At 51.8% G+C, this 16,581-nt stretch carries 12 protein-coding genes; 9 read left to right on the forward strand and 3 right to left on the reverse strand.

What is annotated here, in order from left to right; genetic code table 11:
* Positions 1-87: 87 nt before the first annotated feature.
* Entirely contained in the window at positions 88-1,959 is a 1,872-nt protein-coding gene (locus DW082_RS07795; RefSeq protein ID WP_118458114.1) for a DNA polymerase III subunit gamma/tau, read from the reverse strand.
* A 64-nt stretch (positions 1,960-2,023) separates the two neighbouring features.
* Positions 2,024-3,238, reverse strand: a complete 1,215-nt coding sequence (locus tag DW082_RS07800; RefSeq protein ID WP_101572006.1) for a 6-bladed beta-propeller — start codon at positions 3,236-3,238, stop codon at positions 2,024-2,026.
* 368 nt (positions 3,239-3,606) lie between these two features.
* Here DW082_RS07800 and clpB point away from each other — a divergent pair, with 368 nt between their 5' ends.
* The 7 genes from clpB (at position 3,607) to DW082_RS07830 (ending at position 11,490) form a co-directional block, all read left to right on the forward strand.
* On the forward strand, positions 3,607-6,198 hold the full coding sequence (clpB, locus tag DW082_RS07805; RefSeq protein ID WP_118458116.1) for an ATP-dependent chaperone ClpB: 2,592 nt from the start codon (positions 3,607-3,609) through the stop codon (positions 6,196-6,198).
* A gap of 296 nt (positions 6,199-6,494) precedes the next feature.
* Positions 6,495-6,800, forward strand: coding sequence for an NVEALA domain-containing protein (locus DW082_RS07810; RefSeq protein ID WP_118458118.1), 306 nt, complete (start codon positions 6,495-6,497; stop codon positions 6,798-6,800).
* A 176-nt stretch (positions 6,801-6,976) separates the two neighbouring features.
* Positions 6,977-7,930 (forward strand): 6-bladed beta-propeller, encoded by a 954-nt coding sequence (locus DW082_RS07815; protein WP_182424127.1) that lies wholly within the window; start codon positions 6,977-6,979, stop codon positions 7,928-7,930.
* A gap of 41 nt (positions 7,931-7,971) precedes the next feature.
* Positions 7,972-9,084 (forward strand): 6-bladed beta-propeller, encoded by a 1,113-nt coding sequence (locus DW082_RS07820; protein ID WP_118458122.1) that lies wholly within the window; start codon positions 7,972-7,974, stop codon positions 9,082-9,084.
* A gap of 354 nt (positions 9,085-9,438) precedes the next feature.
* On the forward strand, positions 9,439-9,735 hold the full coding sequence (locus DW082_RS14310) for an NVEALA domain-containing protein (protein ID WP_145996523.1): 297 nt from the start codon (positions 9,439-9,441) through the stop codon (positions 9,733-9,735).
* A gap of 22 nt (positions 9,736-9,757) precedes the next feature.
* Positions 9,758-10,951 (forward strand): 6-bladed beta-propeller, encoded by a 1,194-nt coding sequence (locus DW082_RS07825; protein ID WP_118458124.1) that lies wholly within the window; start codon positions 9,758-9,760, stop codon positions 10,949-10,951.
* A gap of 8 nt (positions 10,952-10,959) precedes the next feature.
* Positions 10,960-11,490 carry a hypothetical protein gene (locus tag DW082_RS07830; protein WP_101571999.1) on the forward strand — a complete coding sequence of 177 codons (531 nt, stop codon included), beginning with the start codon at positions 10,960-10,962 and terminating at the stop codon, positions 11,488-11,490.
* Positions 11,491-11,621: 131 nt separating this feature from the next.
* Here DW082_RS07830 and DW082_RS07835 read toward each other — a convergent pair whose 3' ends face one another.
* Positions 11,622-13,151: an ATP-binding protein gene (locus DW082_RS07835; RefSeq protein ID WP_228385826.1), complete on the reverse strand. Its 1,530-nt coding sequence runs from the start codon at positions 13,149-13,151 to the stop codon at positions 11,622-11,624.
* A 202-nt stretch (positions 13,152-13,353) separates the two neighbouring features.
* Between DW082_RS07835 and folB the strand changes: the two genes are divergently transcribed.
* Positions 13,354-13,740 (forward strand): dihydroneopterin aldolase, encoded by a 387-nt coding sequence (gene folB / locus DW082_RS07840; RefSeq protein ID WP_118458126.1) that lies wholly within the window; start codon positions 13,354-13,356, stop codon positions 13,738-13,740.
* 97 nt (positions 13,741-13,837) lie between these two features.
* Complete coding sequence (locus DW082_RS07845) at positions 13,838-16,420, forward strand: adenosylcobalamin-dependent ribonucleoside-diphosphate reductase (RefSeq protein WP_118458128.1); 2,583 nt, start codon at positions 13,838-13,840, stop codon at positions 16,418-16,420.
* Positions 16,421-16,581 lie beyond the last annotated feature (161 nt).

Raw genomic sequence — 16,581 nt, forward strand, 5'->3', positions numbered from 1 at the left:
ATTTTTAGTGGATCGTTCGCGGCCGGCCGCCGCGATCCGTGCAAAGGTAGTCAAATTCCGCGAAACACAACAATTTCGGGAAAGCCGCTATTCGATATCGAGGTCGAGGTCGCGACGGAGTTTGGCGACCAGCGGATTTTTTTCGGTCAGGTAACGCAGCCGGTCTTCGACTTTGATCGGTTTCAGGCCGGTCTTGTTTTCGCTGATCTCGACCTGAAATTCAATCGTCGAGCGGACATCGCCCAAGTCGCAAAGCCGTTTGCGGATATCGGTCAGGTGATTGGTCACCTCGTCGTACAGCGATTCGTTCGGCACTTTCAGAAGAATCCGGTTCCCGCGTATGCTGACATCCTGGAACGCGATCCCCAGCCGGGGCCGCTCCGCAAGCAATTCGCGGGTCAGCAATTCGCATCCCTGTTGCAAACGGGATTCGACATCCTCTTCGACCGCTTCATCCGCATCGGGCAGGTTCTCCGGATTTTCCGCCGGATCGGCATCCCCCGAAACGGGCGCGGCGGGGCGGCTCGTATTCAGCAACGACAGGATCGAACGGCCGGACAGCGAAACGCCCCCCGTCGTCGGCGCGGGACGGGACGGCCCCGGTTCGGCTTTTCCGGCGGGGCGGGACTGCGAAACGGCCGACGCAGGCGGCGAAGCAACAGGCACAGGGGAAACCGGCTTACGGGTTTCGCGGCCGGGATCCGGTTTTTCCGCAGCAGTCCCGGCAAGTGCCGACGACGGTTGTCCGTCCCGCGGCGGGACTACGGTCGCTGCGGCCGGCGCAGGCTGTCGTGCGGAACCGTCCGGAACGTTCCGGGAACCGCCCAGATCGGGCAGCGACGGCGTCAGGGCTTCGTCATTTTTTTTTTGACCGAGTCCGCAAAGTTTCATCAGACCCAGTTCGACATGCAATCGTTGGTTGGTAGCCGTCCGCAGCGACGCGTCGACCGCCGTCAGCAGGTTGATCCCCTCGAACAGCAGCGGCACCGGACATTGTGCGGCCTGCGTCCGGTAACGTTCGGCCACGCTGCCCGTCACCTCAAGCAGCGGCAACGTCTGCGGATTCTTGCACATCAGCAGGTCGCGGAAATGGCTGTTCAGCCCCGCCACGAAAGTCTGTCCGGAAAAACCCTTGCGCAACACCTCGTCGAAAAGCAGCAAAGCGTTCGTATAGTCTCCGGCCAGGATCTGTTCGGCGATCGTAAAATAGGTATCGTAATCGAGCACGTTGAGCGTCGCGGCCACCTGGGCGACCGTCAGATTCTGCCCGCAGAACGAAACCACCTTGTCGAACATCGACAGCGCGTCGCGCATTCCGCCGTCGGCCTTGCGGGCGATCAGGTGCAGCGACTCGTCGTCGTAGGTCACTCCTTCCTGCGAAGCGATGTATTTGAGGTACTCCACGCCGTCCTCGACGCGAATCCGGTTGAAATCGTAAATCTGACAGCGCGACAGGATCGTCGGAATGATCTTGTGCTTTTCGGTCGTAGCCAAGATAAACACGGCATGTGCGGGCGGCTCTTCGAGCGTTTTCAGAAACGCGTTGAACGCCTGCACCGACAGCATGTGCACCTCGTCGATGATATAGACGCTGTAACGACCGATCTGCGGCGGAATACGCACCTGGTCGGTCAGGTTGCGGATATCGTCCACCGAGTTGTTCGACGCGGCGTCCAGTTCGTGGATATTGAACGACCGGCCCTCGTTGAACGCACGGCACGATTCGCACTCGTTGCAGGCTTCGGCGTCGGGCCCCGGATTCAGGCAGTTGATCGCTTTGGCGAAGATCCGCGCGCAAGTCGTCTTGCCGACGCCGCGCGGCCCGCAGAACAGGTACGCATGCGCCAACTGGCGACGGCTGATCGCATTCTTCAGCGTCGAGGTAATATGCGACTGTCCGACGACCGATGCGAAGGTCGCCGGACGGTATTTCCGGGCCGATACGATGAAATTATCCATAATTTTCCTTTCCGGAAACAAAGATACGAAATTCGACCGGAATCGACAAGGCGGGTCGCTTTTTCTATTTCAGACGGGCGTATATGACTACGTTGTTATCCTCGTCGTCGAGTTCGGCATCCAGTCGCCGGATCTTTTCGACCGCCTGCGGATCGGCGTCGTATCCCGCGTCGAGAATCCCTCGCAAAGACTTTTTGAGCGTAATGGCCGGAACGTTCCAAAGAAAATAGCCGTCCTGCAAATGACCGGGCCAGACGGCGATATCGGCCAGTTCATCCAGTTTCAGTTTGAAATAAGCTCCGGTAAGGTCGTTTTTATCGACCAGAAAGAATACGGGAGCCGACGAAGTAAAAGAGTGCGCCCCGGTTTGTTCCATGGTCTGGCTAAACGACGCCCAGAAATAATCGCCCGTCTCGGCGTACTTCGGATAGATCGGCTTCCGTTCGGCAAGATGCCGAACGGCAAATACGGGCACCAGGCGGTTGGCCTGCGGATCGTAATAACGCAACGAATCGGGCCGGTGACCGTCGGAATACATCAGAACGGGTTCGAAACGGGTTGCGCTTCCGGACGCCATTTCATTCCCGAAATCCGCCTTGATCCGGAAGGGGGCCGCATCGATCCGGGCGACCACGTTTCCCTGCATATCTTGGTTCCAGACGAAACTTTCGATTCCCGCGTTTTCGAACGGCAGGACGCTTACCGAAACCGTCGAGTCGGGGTTCGCCCGGAAAATCCCTTTCGGAGACCTGCAAGGCAACGGTATCGACGGCAGCGACGACCCGTCGAGCCCGAAGACCAAAATCCGGTCGCTTTGCCACGGCAGGATAAACACGCGGCCGGAGCCCTCGTCGATCTGAGCCCAGTAAATGTTGCGGTATTCGTTGGGACCGCGCCCCTGCGTCCCGATATCGTTCAGGAATTTCCCATTCCCGTCGAACAGTTTGAAAGAGGCCGGTTCGTAGCCTACGACCCCGATGTAATTTTCGGAAACGAACGTTTTGGACGGCTTGAAAAATGCCTCGGGACGGGTTTCCAGTTTTACGATCCTCAGTTTTTCGGCGGTCAGTTCGCTCAGCGGGAGGTCGATCGTATCGCGGATCTTGTTCAGGTCGCAGACGACCACGGTATCCGCACCGATCACCACCCGCTCGGCCACGCCGTCGGAAACGGCAGCCGGCCGGCCGCAGCCAGCCGAAAAAGCCGAAAACGCCGCAACGGCGAACCAACGGACGACGACGCGTCCGGCATGCTCCGAATGAAAAAACGCATTTGCCATAATCTGAAGTTTTTAGGTTATTAGAACCCGGACAATCCGGACCCGTTTATCGTTTTTCTCCTTTCCCGTTCGACGCGAGTAATTCATTATTTATCAGCGTGATAATTCAATAACGTAAATATAACTATTATATTTTGGACAAACGATCGAAAATAGTTTAGAAAACAAATCCGTAGCATTCCGGAAAACAGGAAGGACCGTCCTGTCATTTAGGCAGGATTTATGCCACGGATATGTCTTCCGGACAGTTCGTTCTGTCATTTTTGTCCGGTATTCTGCGTCATTTTTTCACAAACCGTTCTCTGGCAGCCATTTTGCTGCTTTCCTGAAAAAACGGATAAAACACGAAAATAAAAGGAGAATAAGATATGAACATCAACAGTTTGACAATCAAAGCGCAGGAAGTCCTGCAAAGCGCCATGAACCTCGCGTCGGGCAACGGCAACCAAGCCGTCGAACCGATGCACATTCTGAGCGCCATTGTCGCCGAGGACGACAGCCTGGGCGTATTTCTGCTACAAAAACTCGGCGTAAACGTCGGGGCGCTGCGAAGCGTACTGAAACAACAAATCGACCGGCTGCCGAAAGTCGAAGGCGGCGACCCCTATTTTTCGCGCGAAAGTTCCGCGGTCATTCAGAAAGCCTCGGATTTCACGAAAACGTTCGGCGACAAATACGCCTCGGTCGAACACCTGCTGCTCGGTATCATCGCCGAAAAAGGGGAGGCCGGACGGCTGCTGAAAGACGCCGGCGCGACCGAAAAAGAACTGATCGCGGCGATCAAAGAGCTGCGCAAAGGTTCGACCGTCGACAGCCAGACCAGCGAGCAGGAGTACGACGCGCTCGGCAAATACGCGATCAACCTGAACGAACAGGCCCGCAAAGGCAAACTCGACCCGGTGATCGGCCGGGACGAGGAGATCCGGCGGGTACTGCAAATCCTGTCGCGGCGAACCAAAAACAACCCGATCCTGGTCGGCGAACCGGGCGTCGGCAAAACGGCCATCGCCGAAGGAATCGCGCACCGGATCGTCGACGGCGACGTCCCGGAGAATCTGCGAAGCAAACAGGTTTATTCGCTGGATATGGGCGCGCTGATCGCCGGAGCGAAGTACAAGGGCGAGTTCGAAGAGCGGCTGAAAGCCGTGGTCAAAGAAGTAATTTCGGCCGAAGGCGAGATCCTGCTGTTCATCGACGAAATCCATACGCTGGTCGGAGCCGGCAAAGGCGACGGCGCGATGGATGCGGCCAACATCCTGAAACCGGCGCTGGCGCGGGGCGAGTTGCGCGCGATCGGCGCCACGACGCTGGACGAGTTCCAGAAATATTTCGAACAGGACAAAGCGCTCGAACGGCGTTTCCAGAAGGTAATGGTCGACGAACCGACGACCGTGGACGCCATTTCGATTTTGCGGGGCCTGAAAGAGCGTTACGAAAACCACCATAAGGTGCGGATCAAAGACGAGGCGATCATCGCGTCGGTCGAACTGTCGCACCGGTACATCACGTCGCGCTTCCTGCCCGACAAGGCGATCGACCTGATCGACGAAGCGGCGGCCAAGCTGCGGCTCGAAATGAACTCCGTGCCCGAAGAGATCGACGAACTCGACCGGAAGGTACGCCAATTGGAGATCGAGCGCGAAGCGATTCGCCGCGAGAAGGACAAGGGTCGGATCGAAGAGCTGACGCGCGAGATCGACGAACTGAACGCCAAACGCACGACCCTGCGCGCCAAATGGCAGAGCGAACGGGATATTTTAGAGAAGATACAGAAGAACAAACAAATGCTCGACGATCTGAAGGTTCAGGCCGCCGAAGCCGAACGCAACGGCGACTACGGCCGCGTGGCCGAGATCCGTTACGGCAAAATGCGCGAGACGGAGACCGAGATTCAGAAACTGCAGGCCGAAGTGAACAAAAACGCCGAGGCCGGGGCGATGATCAAAGAGGAGGTCGATGCGGAGGACATCGCCGAAGTGGTCGCCCGCTGGACGGGCATTCCGGTCAGCCGGATGCTGCAGAGCGAACGTGAGAAGTTGCTGAAGATGGAGAGCGAGCTGCACGACCGGGTAATCGGACAGGATCAGGCGATCGCGGCCGTTTCGGACGCCGTGCGGCGTTCGCGGGCCGGGTTGCAAGATCCGCGCCGGCCGATCGGATCGTTCATCTTTCTGGGCACGACCGGCGTCGGCAAGACCGAGTTGGCCAAAGCGCTGGCCGAATACCTGTTCAACGACGACACGATGATGACGCGTATCGACATGAGCGAGTATCAGGAGCGGCACAGCGTATCGCGGCTGATCGGAGCGCCTCCGGGATACGTCGGTTACGACGAAGGCGGTCAACTGACCGAAGCCGTGCGGCGGAAGCCCTACTCGGTCGTACTGCTCGACGAGATCGAGAAAGCGCATCCGGACGTGTTCAACATCCTGCTGCAAGTGCTCGACGACGGCCGACTGACCGACAACAAAGGCCGCACGGTCGATTTCCGCAACACGATCATCATCATGACGTCGAACATCGGTTCGCACATCATCATGGACCGACTGTCGAAATACACCAACGATACGCCGCCCGAAAGCGTGCTCGAAGAGACTAAAAAAGAGGTTTTCGACCTGATGAAACAGACGATCCGGCCGGAGTTCCTGAACCGTATCGACGAGATCGTGATGTTCACGCCGCTGACCCGCGACGACGTACGCCAGATCGTCGTGCTGCAAATTCGCCAAATCAACGAAATGCTGGCCCAGAACAGCATCGCACTGCAGGTGACCGACAAAGCGATCGACTGGCTCGCTGCAGAAGGGTACGACCCGATGTTCGGCGCACGTCCGGTCAAACGGACGCTGCAACGGTACCTGGTCAACGAACTCTCGAAAGAGATCCTGGCCGGCCAGGTAGACCGCAACAGCACGATCACCGTCGACGCCGACGCCAAAGGATTGGTTTTCAAAAACTGATCATCCGGCGTTGCCGCGCGACCGCCCGCCCGGCGCAAGGGCTATCCATAGGTTAATTTCATAAAAACACTCCGAAAAGTTTTTTTCGGAGTGTTTTTTATTCGTTCCAATTCAGATATTCATTCCGGCAGGCAACGCAAAACGCAACACTATAATCGTTGTCCGTCCCTAAAAATCTTATCTAAAAACAGATTTTCCCGCTTATATTTCTTAATTCAATTTTGATATATCAAAATTTTAATTTATTTTCGTATTCAAAATGACTTCGTTATATTATTAATTAAATTTAAATAATTATGAAAATTTTATCTATTTTAGCCCTTGCAACGCTGGTTGTAGCCGTATCCACCATGAACTACACAAGTTTTACGAGATTGAATGAAACTGATCTTTTGCAAGCCAATATCGAAGCGTTAGCCCGGGGTGAATCTGAAACAGGAGTAGCGGAAGCGATGATTTCTGTCACGAGAGGATCAGAAACCATCGAGAATGACAAAGGGGAAAAAGTTACTCTCGCATACACTAGATATACCACTACTGCTTGTATTGGCAAAGGCGAAGTATATTGTGTATCAGGACAAACGGTAACAGTTTACGACTAGCAGGCATCCTAGCTCATGAAGCGAATCCTTTTTTCTTTTTTTTTCTATCCTGTTGTATTCGTGCACGTCTTCTCCTTTGGCGACGATGTCAATACCCGTCGTTGAACACAAACCGATCGACGATTCCGTATTATTCGATGCAAAGCGGATCGTTTTTTTTGTCGTCCGATTCCTGCATGATAGGAAGCATCTCACGAATCGTCCTGTGTGACGACAGGATTTATTTATTAGACACTCAAACCGATGCGGTATGGATATACGACATGCAAGGGAATCATATCGGGCATATTCGGGCAGTCGGACGGGCTGCAAACGAATACATTAACCTAATGGACTTTTTCGTGGACAGGGAATCGAAACAAATCGTCCTATATGCGGACCCTTCTAAATTTTTGTTTTACGATTACAACCTGAAACCCACCCGAGTCATGAAAGCTCCGGCTTTATTTTACGAAACCGTGAATTCCGGAGAACAAATTGTCTGTTTCAATGCGCGAACTGCCGATCCGGAGTGCTGCATTTCAGTACTTGCCGAAAAAAATGGCGACCCGCTAAAAATAAAAACTTCCGTCCCCCTGGCACAGCAAGATTACAGCGACGTATTCGTGTCCGGTCGCCAGCTTACCAAAAGCAAACGCATCAATTTTTCGAAACGGTTCGACAATTCCATTTACAGCGTGGAAAACGGAAGCGTAACCTTGCGATACACGATTGATTTCGGAAAAGCGAATCTTCCGGACGGTTTGTTACAGAAAAAACTCCAATTGCAAGAATTTATCGACAAGGTTGCATCGAAAGGATATATTTATTCGATCGTCAATTTGAAGGAAAACGACTCGCACATTTATTTCAACACTTCTTCACCCGGATTATACCGACTTTCTAAAACGGCTTTCACCGTTCAACACATCCCGGAGATCACAGACAGCGAATCCGGCATCCGACACTCCATGATGATCGCTACCGAAGATAAAAATAACGAATGGATCTGTTTCTGCAAAAACATGATGGAATTGAAAAACGAAGTGGATCTCGATAAAGGTCAGCAAAAAAATAACCCGTTCGTACAAAAAGTAAATTCTTGCAATGAGTCAGACAATCCCGTTCTTTTTTTCTATCATTTGAAATAATCCGACAAATCAAGGAACTGCCAATCTCTTAAATTTGACTTATGAGATATTATTTCCTCTTTTTTCTATTGCTTGTATCGTATTCCTGTTCCCGGGAAGATCAAAATCCCGATTCGATCCGGATCGACCTGTCGCGCAGCTACGGCAATGAACAACTGGAAAACATCGTAGACGATATCCGTTTGGTTCCTCTGGAAACGAACGACAGTTGCATCGTCGGGCAGTACGACCGGGTAATCGTAAAAGGCCGGTCGATTTTCATTCTGGACAAAATGCAAAACACCGTTTTTTGTTTCGATACAACCGGCAAATTCCGACAGAAAATCAACCGACAGGGACGTTCAGGCCAGGAATATATCACGGCAGACGATTTTATCGTACAGGACAATACGCTTATTGTTTTCGACAACAACAAATCGCAATTACAATTTTACGACTTTCAGGGAAACTATGTAAAAACAATACCCGTTTGCCAGGGAGATCAAATCGCGGTTAATCCGGCAGGCGGCTACATCGTTTATTCATCCGTCGCGGACAAATACCATGTCCACACATTCAACGACAAGGGAGAAAAAACCGGCGAATACCTACCCGTCGAATCAAAAATAATCAACCTCCCGAGCGCATTTTGCAATAACAGATCCATCCTCTCCTATAATGACGAAACATTCATTCTCAATTTTTTCGACTACAATGTTTACTCATTGAAAAACAACGAGCTAAAAATCAAATACCGTTATGACTTCGGGGTGAAAAATATGCCCGACGACCTACTCGAAGTATCCGATCCGGCTTCATTCATGCAAAAAATAGCAAAAGACAAGAGCGTTCAACAAATTGAAAACTTTACCGAAACACGAAATTGGATAACATTCGATGCGCGCTATCCTGTCTATTACAACAAAAATGCACAAGTCTATTATGTATTCAACGAGTTGAAATTTCCTTACAGTCTTTTCTTTTGGCAAGCTCCTTTGGCAATAAACGACGACAATGAATATTTCTCGATCGTTTCCATCAACCAAATCCAGGCTTTGGTCCCGGCTGTGAAAAAATATACCGGACAATACCCTTTCATCGAAACCGTCGCAAGTGCGTCGATTAATGATAACGACAATAATTGGGTCCTGTTTTTCCGGCTGAAAAACAATTAATAATAAACAAATCAACCTTATAAATCCCCGAAAAGAGATCTCGGCCGGCAAGGTGGCCGCAACAGCACGATCACCGTCGACGCCGACGGCAAGGAGGGATTGGTTTTCAAAAACTGATCGCGCGGCGTCGCCGCGCGACCGCCCGCCCGGCGCGAGGGCAGTCTTTAGGCTAGTTATAAAAAAACATTCCGACCTATTTCGGAGTGTTTTTTTATAATCCATTTAGCCTTTCTATACTATATTTAGACCTGAATAAACAAATAACGCTGATATATTCTTCTTATATTTATTGATATATTTTATATCGGAATCAAAAATTTAGACAATAACCTTATTTAACAAACTAACATAATCATGAAAAAAAGAACTATTAAATTGTTTTGTGTCGGGATCGCCGGAGCTTTAGCGGTTTCAGCTTATATCCAAAAATTTCACAAATCTGAAACCGATTTACTGTTTTCCAACATTGAAGCATTGGCCGACCCTGAACAGTCGACAAATAAGTTTGATTGGGTTCCTCCCACAATAAATTGTTCAGTCTATGTTGCAAATAAACAAAATCCCACGCAAGAAGGAACCTATATTCCAGGGACAAAAGATACCTGTATTTCAGGATCACAACACTCAGGATGCCCCGACTGTTCAATATAATTGGCAAAACATCATACCATAAATGAAACTTTGGAAATCAATTCTACCTGTTATTGGTATTGCAGGATTATTTTCCTGCAATACCAATAACTCCAAATATAAAGTGGCGACATCGGACTCAATCACGATATTGCATGTACACGATATCGACCCGGACTTATCCATTGAAAACCTGATAGATTCGGTCGGGTATATTCAATTGGAAACGACCCCCGAATCCCTGTTTGCAGACATGCGAGGGTTGGAAATCTTGAATGACAAATTTTATATCCTCGATTTTAAAGGAACGACTATTCTGTCTTTCGACAAAAATGGAAAATTTCTCAGAAAAATTTCAGCCCAAGGAAGAGGACCAAATGAGTATATCATGCTGGACTGGATGCGTACGGATCCTTACACCAATAAGGTTCTGGCCGTCGATGGATTTTCGAATAAAATACTCATTTATGATGAAAACCTGAAGTTGGAAAAAATCGTGCATACCGATTTCCGTCCCCGAATCGTCATTGCGTTCCGCGACCAAAAACTAATCCATTACAATTATGTAAACAAGGAGCAAGAACCTCCCGGTCTACTTAAAGAGTTTGATCTGCATATTATCGACATGACGGGAAAAACGACGGGAGGTTATATCAAAAACCGGACTCCTGAACACAATATCTTAGGTACTCATGCAACCTCTTCACATGCAGACGGTAGTATCTCTTTTTTGCCCATATTCGGCGATACTGTCTATAACATATCGGCCGACGGAACCATAAAGCCATCCTACATATTGGAGATGGAAGGCAAACATATCAAAGGATTATCGGAACGACAACGAAACGAAATCGAATCGGACGAAAATAACCCGTCCCACCGTTACGATTCCTGGGAAGAAAAGGGTTATCTCCTTCCTTTTGAAATATTCGATAACGGAACCCCGATCTCAATTACGTTCAATTCCAGAGAAAGCCTTCGTTACCTCTATTCACCGCAAAGCGGAAAATCATATTTATACAACCCGATGAAAATAGAGGGTAACAGTACGCTGAAATTTTTAACGCAGTCCGCCATGGCCCAACAAGGAGAATGGTTTTATCAGCCGCACAATGCGATCACAATGCAAAACCTGAGCGACTATTACAAATTCTCCGGCAAATACCTCGATATGATCAACGGAATGGAACCCGATGCCAACCCTGTGATTATCTATTACAGATTCAAACCGTTCTGAGCCGACGTATGAAAATTTCGCACCTTTTGTTGTGGGCGATCGTGTTGACGGCGCCGACCGGTTGCCAAAGGCGGATCGCCGAAAAGGATAAGTACATCGTAGAATTTCTGTCCCGCCCGGTTCGTTTCGACCATACGTATTCACCGGATCGGGCGGCCGATTCCCTCCTGTTCGGAACAAAACCGAAACTAATCCATTACGTCGACTCTTCGGGATGCATCAGTTGCAAATTCAGCGATCTGAAATTATGGTCGGTAGTCCATAAGCACTTCCGGATTCCGGTCGTATTGGTATGCGAAACACAAGACATCCCGTCGACACGATACAGACTGCAAAGCATAAACTGGCGGTTCCCGGTAGTGTACGATACGGCCGGCCTGTTTCGTACGAACAACCGGATCAGTACTCCGGTACTCCAAACGTTTTTACTGGACAGCGGCAATCATCCGCTGATCGTAGGAAATCCGATCGGAAATACGCAACTCTGGAATCTTTATGAAAAAGAGATCGCCCGGTTGACGGACATCCGGGAACGGTAAGAAGCAAATCACAATATCGTTACGGTCGAACTATTCCCGCGCCCCTCTTCATTTGATTACAAAGTCCTCATTATTAAACTGTTTACTTGTCGGCAAATAGCGATGAACGAATCCCGATCTCCGGTCGGAAATCACGATTCGCCGTCCAGCGGCAGCGTCACCGCAAAGCGGGAACCCTCCCCGAACCGGGATACGAACGACACCGTTCCGCCGAGCCGCTCGGTGATCGTCCTGCAAATCGGCAGGCCCAGCCCGGCACCCTGCACGAAGCTGTCCACTTTGAAAAAGCGTTTGAAAATGTCTCGCTGCTTATCTTCAGGAATTCCGCAACCGGTATCTTCGACGAACAGCTCCACGGTACGTACGTCCGCAGCGATCGCATAACCGAGGCCGATGTGCCCGGCAAAGGTGAATTTCGCCGCATTCGACAGCAAGTGGTCGAGCACCTGCCGCAACCGCACGGCGTCGGTCGTAATTTTCATATCCTCATCCGGAAGCATCAGATCGAACCGTACGTCCGGACGCATATCCAGCAAATAATTGTGATAAATATCGGACAACAACCGGCCGAGCCCGCATTCGGCGAAATTGTATTCCATCGTCCCGGACTCGATTTTCGACAGATCGAGCACGTCCGAAATCAAAGCCAGCAACTGGTTGCTGTTGGTATTGATCAGACTGACGAATTCCTGCCCCTCGGAACTGTCGATAGCAATATCTCCGTGTGTCAACAGATTTGAAAAACCGACGATGGCATTCAGCGGAGTACGGATCTCATGGCTTATATTGGTCAGAAACGCCGACTTGAGCCGGTCGCTCTCCTGCGCCCGATCGCGCGCGGCAATCAGGTTCTGCTCGACGATCTTATGATTCTGGATGCTCTGACAAACTCCCACGATCCGGTACGGAGCGCCCTCCGTCCGACCCAGGTAAACGGATTTCTCCTGGAACCATTCCCAGGTTCCGTCGGCGCGCTGCAAACGGTAGGTGAAAAGATCCGTATTCAATTTCCCGGCTATCTGGGACATCAGCGCTTCGATCAGGCCGTCCCGTTCCTCGGGATGCACCCTGGCGGCAAATTCGTCGGCCGTCAGCGTACAGTCTCCCACCGGAATACCCAGATGAGTGAACCAGCGGGCGTCGATGATCATTTTGTTTTGTTCGATATCGAAAAACCAGGGAAAAATCTTCGCATCGGTCAACGCCATTTCCAGAACGTATTCCCGGGTCAGTTCTTCCTCGATATTCCGGAACAGGAAAAATATCCGGATTAGTCGTCTGCCGTCATATTCTCCGATGAATTGACCTTTGACATAGAATTTATCTTCCGACCCCAACTTACGAACGTATGTATTCACAGGCAACTCAATGGATTGCTCTCCGCTGACAATACGCTCCATCAACTCGGAAAGAATATTGCGCCCGTCGTGGAAAATTCCGAAGAACTCCTGCATCTCCCGACCGGACACCTCGTATCGGTCCAACTTCAAATCACTCAGCGCCTGGGTATTGATCCTTCGTATTTTTCCGGATGCGTCGACGGCCAAAAGTCCCACGGACAATGTACTGAGCATATTGTCCTGCTGCATCTGCGAAACGCTCTGCGATCCGGAAGCACCGGACGAACGCCTGTTTTTTTTAAAGAACCGCATCCGACTCATCACTCGTAGCTTTGTTTGCCGGTACTAAGTTATACTAAAAAAATCGAATTGACCTGAGAATCTGAATAAAATATTGTATCGGCAACGATATCCGGCTCTTTCCGGGAGTCCGCTGCCGACAAAATGTCAATAAGTTCACACGCCGAAACCGGAAAGACCGGACAATTATACATTCCTTTGTATGCATAAAAACCGAAACGCAATGTCATTGACTGTTATCGAACTGGAAAACATGGAATTCCAGGCATTTCACGGCTGCTACCCGCTCGAACAAGTAGTGGGAAACCGTTTCCTGGTGAACGTTACGATCGAAGCCGACCTGTCGCTGGCCGCCGAAAGCGACGACGTGGCCGACACGATCAACTACCTGCACGTCTACGAAACCGTCCGCGAACAGATGGCCGTCAAATCGCACATCCTCGAACACGTCGCCCGGCGCATCATCGACGCGATCTACCGCAGATTCCCGCCGACACGACGGGTGCGGGTCAAAGTCTCGAAAATGGCGCCGCCGCTGGGCGGAAAAATCGAACGCGTTTCGGTAAGCTTGAGAAATAGGGCATTCCGGAAAGTGTTGATAAAATATTGATAAGATTCGCCACCGGCGCTTCCGGAAAAAACAAAGAGTTCGTAATCTTGTAACGCCGAACCCTGACGAACACGGGACGTTAACCGAGTTATTGATCATGTCTGAGAAAACACAAAACAACAGCAAGACCGACGCAATGAAGACGTACAACTATGCCGACGCCGTAGAGGTCGCCAAACGATATTTCAAGGGCGACGACCTGGCCGCAACGGTATGGGTGAGCAAGTATGCGCTGAAAGATTCGATGGGAAATCTTTACGAAGAGTCTCCGGAGCAGATGCACCGCCGGATCGCCGACGAAATCGAACGGATCGAACGGCGCTATCCGAATCCGATGACCGCCGCACAGGTGTACGACCTGCTGAAAGAGTTCCGCTACCTGATTCCGCAGGGGGGGCCGATGACCGGCATCGGCAACAACCTGCAGATCGCGTCGCTATCGAACTGTTTTGTGATCGGACACCGCCATCCGGCCGACTCGTACGGCGGCATCATCCGCATCGACGAAGAACAGGTGCAGCTGATGAAACGCCGCGGAGGCGTCGGGCACGACCTGTCGCACATCCGGCCCACCGGCAGCCCGGTGCTGAACAGCGCGTTGACCTCGACGGGGATCGTGCCGTTCATGGAGCGATATTCGAACTCGACGCGCGAAGTGGCGCAGGACGGACGGCGCGGCGCGCTGATGTTGTCGCTGTCGGTAAAACACCCGGACGCAGAAAACTTCATCGACGCCAAAGTCGAAACCGGCAAAGTAACCGGAGCGAACGTTTCGATCAAGATCGACGACGAATTCATGCACGCCGTAATCGACGGCAAAAAATACCACCAACAGTTCCCGATCGATTCCGACAAGCCGATGTACGAGAAAGACATCGACGCGCGCGCATTGTGGAACAAAATCGTCTTCAACGCATGGAAGTCCGCCGAACCGGGCGTGCTGTTCTGGGACACCATCCTGCGCGAATCGGTGCCGGACTGCTACGCCGACCTCGGATTCCGCACCGTTTCGACGAACCCGTGCGGCGAAATTCCGCTGTGCCCGTACGACAGTTGCCGCCTGCTGGCGATCAACCTGTACAGCTACGTCGACAAGCCGTTCACGAAGGAGGCTTCGTTCAACTTCGATAAATTCAGGCGGCACGTCGCCGCAGCCATGCGGATGATGGACGATATCATCGACCTCGAACTCGAAAAGGTCGAAGCGATCCTCGAAAAAATCTCGAAAGATCCCGAAGACGAGGATATCCGCCAGGTGGAAGTGAAACTGTGGGAGAAAATCCGCGAAAAAGCGCTTCAGGGACGCCGTACGGGCCTGGGCATCACGGCCGAAGGCGATATGCTGGCAGCCTTGGGCCTGCGCTACGGAACCGACGAAGCGACCGATTTCGCCGTCGAAATACAAAAAACGCTGGCAGTGGAAGCCTACCGCACATCGGTCAAGATGGCGCAGGAGCGCGGTAAATTCCCGATATACGACGCCGGGCGCGAAGAGGGCAACCCGATGATCGAACGCATCAAAGAGGCGGACCCGGCCCTTTACGAAGAAATGGTGAAACACGGCCGCCGCAACATTGCGATGCTGACGATCGCCCCGACCGGAACGACCAGTCTGATGTCGCAGACCACCTCGGGCATCGAACCGGTATTCCGTCCGGTCTATACGCGCCGGCGCAAAGTGAATCCGGGCGATCAGGACGTCAAGGTGACTTTCGTGGACGAAGTGGGGGATTCCTGGGAAGAATACAACGTATTCCACCACAAATTCCTCGTCTGGCTCGAAGTGAACGGATACGACATCGAAGAGGTCAAAAACATGCCGATGACCGAAATCGACAAACTGGTGGCCCTGTCGCCCTATTACAAAGCGACGGCGAACGACATCGACTGGGTCAGCAAGGTCAAGATGCAGGGCGCCATTCAGAAATGGGTCGACCACTCGATCTCGGTAACGGTCAACCTGCCGAACGAAGTGACCAAAGAACTGGTCGCCAAAGTATACCTGACGGCCTGGGAGTACGGCTGCAAGGGCGTCACCGTTTACCGCGACGGATCGCGCGCCGGCGTGCTGGTCGACAAGAAGAAGAAAAAGGGAGCCAAGACGGAGGAAGCTCCGGTCAATCCGGACGGATACCGGCCGCCGCTCAAACGCCCGCTCGAATTGTCCGCCGACATCGTTCGCTTCAAGAACGGCGAGGAGGACTGGATCTCGTTCGTCGGCATTTACAACGACCGTCCCTACGAGATTTTCACCGGAAAGATCGAGGAGGATGCGATGTTCATCCCGCAGAAAATCAAAAAAGGCGTGATCATCAAGGTCAAGGACGCCGAAGGCAACAAACGCTACGACTTCCAGTACAAGGACAAATACGGGTACACGAACACGATCGGCGGCATCTCGCGCCTGTTCGACGAAGAGTTCTGGAACTACGCGAAACTGATTTCGGGCGTGCTGCGCAACGGTATGCCGATTCTGGACGTGGTGACTTTGATCGAATCGCTGCACCTGAACAGCGAGAGCATCAATACGTGGAAAAACGGCGTGGCACGTGCGCTGAAACAATACATTGCCAATGGAACCAAAGCCAAAGAGAAGTGTCCGAACTGCGGACAGGAAACCTTGGTTTATCAGAACAGCTGTCCGGTTTGCATGAGCTGCGGTTACTCCAAATGCGGATAACCGGCTCCCGGGAAACCGGGTTCGTCACAGCCGGCGAGTCGCGGACGGTTGATTCCCCGCGGGTCTTGGAACGGGCGTTTGTCGGGAGGCATCCCGAAACGGCGCCCTTTCCCGGACTAACGGGAAAAAACGGGAACCAACACACCCACACCTATAAAACG

Origin of the sequence: Alistipes sp. AF48-12 (assembly GCF_003477565.1) — a bacterium.
Classification (GTDB): Bacteria; Bacteroidota; Bacteroidia; order Bacteroidales; family Rikenellaceae; genus Alistipes_A; species Alistipes_A hominis.

What these genes read in the sequence shown, in the direction of transcription:
- DW082_RS07820 (WP_118458122.1), top strand. Translation starts at nt 7,972, where the DNA reads ATGAGATATTATTTCCTCTTTTTTCTATTGCTTGTATCGTATTCCTGT.
- DW082_RS07815 (WP_182424127.1), top strand. Translation starts at nt 6,977, where the DNA reads ATGATAGGAAGCATCTCACGAATCGTCCTGTGTGACGACAGGATTTAT.
- DW082_RS07835 (WP_228385826.1), bottom strand. Translation starts at nt 13,151, where the DNA reads ATGAGTCGGATGCGGTTCTTTAAAAAAAACAGGCGTTCGTCCGGTGCT.
- DW082_RS07830 (WP_101571999.1), top strand. Translation starts at nt 10,960, where the DNA reads ATGAAAATTTCGCACCTTTTGTTGTGGGCGATCGTGTTGACGGCGCCG.
- DW082_RS07845 (WP_118458128.1), top strand. Translation starts at nt 13,838, where the DNA reads ATGTCTGAGAAAACACAAAACAACAGCAAGACCGACGCAATGAAGACG.
- DW082_RS07825 (WP_118458124.1), top strand. Translation starts at nt 9,758, where the DNA reads ATGAAACTTTGGAAATCAATTCTACCTGTTATTGGTATTGCAGGATTA.
- clpB (WP_118458116.1), top strand. Translation starts at nt 3,607, where the DNA reads ATGAACATCAACAGTTTGACAATCAAAGCGCAGGAAGTCCTGCAAAGC.
- DW082_RS07795 (WP_118458114.1), bottom strand. Translation starts at nt 1,959, where the DNA reads ATGGATAATTTCATCGTATCGGCCCGGAAATACCGTCCGGCGACCTTC.
- DW082_RS14310 (WP_145996523.1), top strand. Translation starts at nt 9,439, where the DNA reads ATGAAAAAAAGAACTATTAAATTGTTTTGTGTCGGGATCGCCGGAGCT.
- folB (WP_118458126.1), top strand. Translation starts at nt 13,354, where the DNA reads ATGTCATTGACTGTTATCGAACTGGAAAACATGGAATTCCAGGCATTT.
- DW082_RS07800 (WP_101572006.1), bottom strand. Translation starts at nt 3,238, where the DNA reads ATGGCAAATGCGTTTTTTCATTCGGAGCATGCCGGACGCGTCGTCGTC.
- DW082_RS07810 (WP_118458118.1), top strand. Translation starts at nt 6,495, where the DNA reads ATGAAAATTTTATCTATTTTAGCCCTTGCAACGCTGGTTGTAGCCGTA.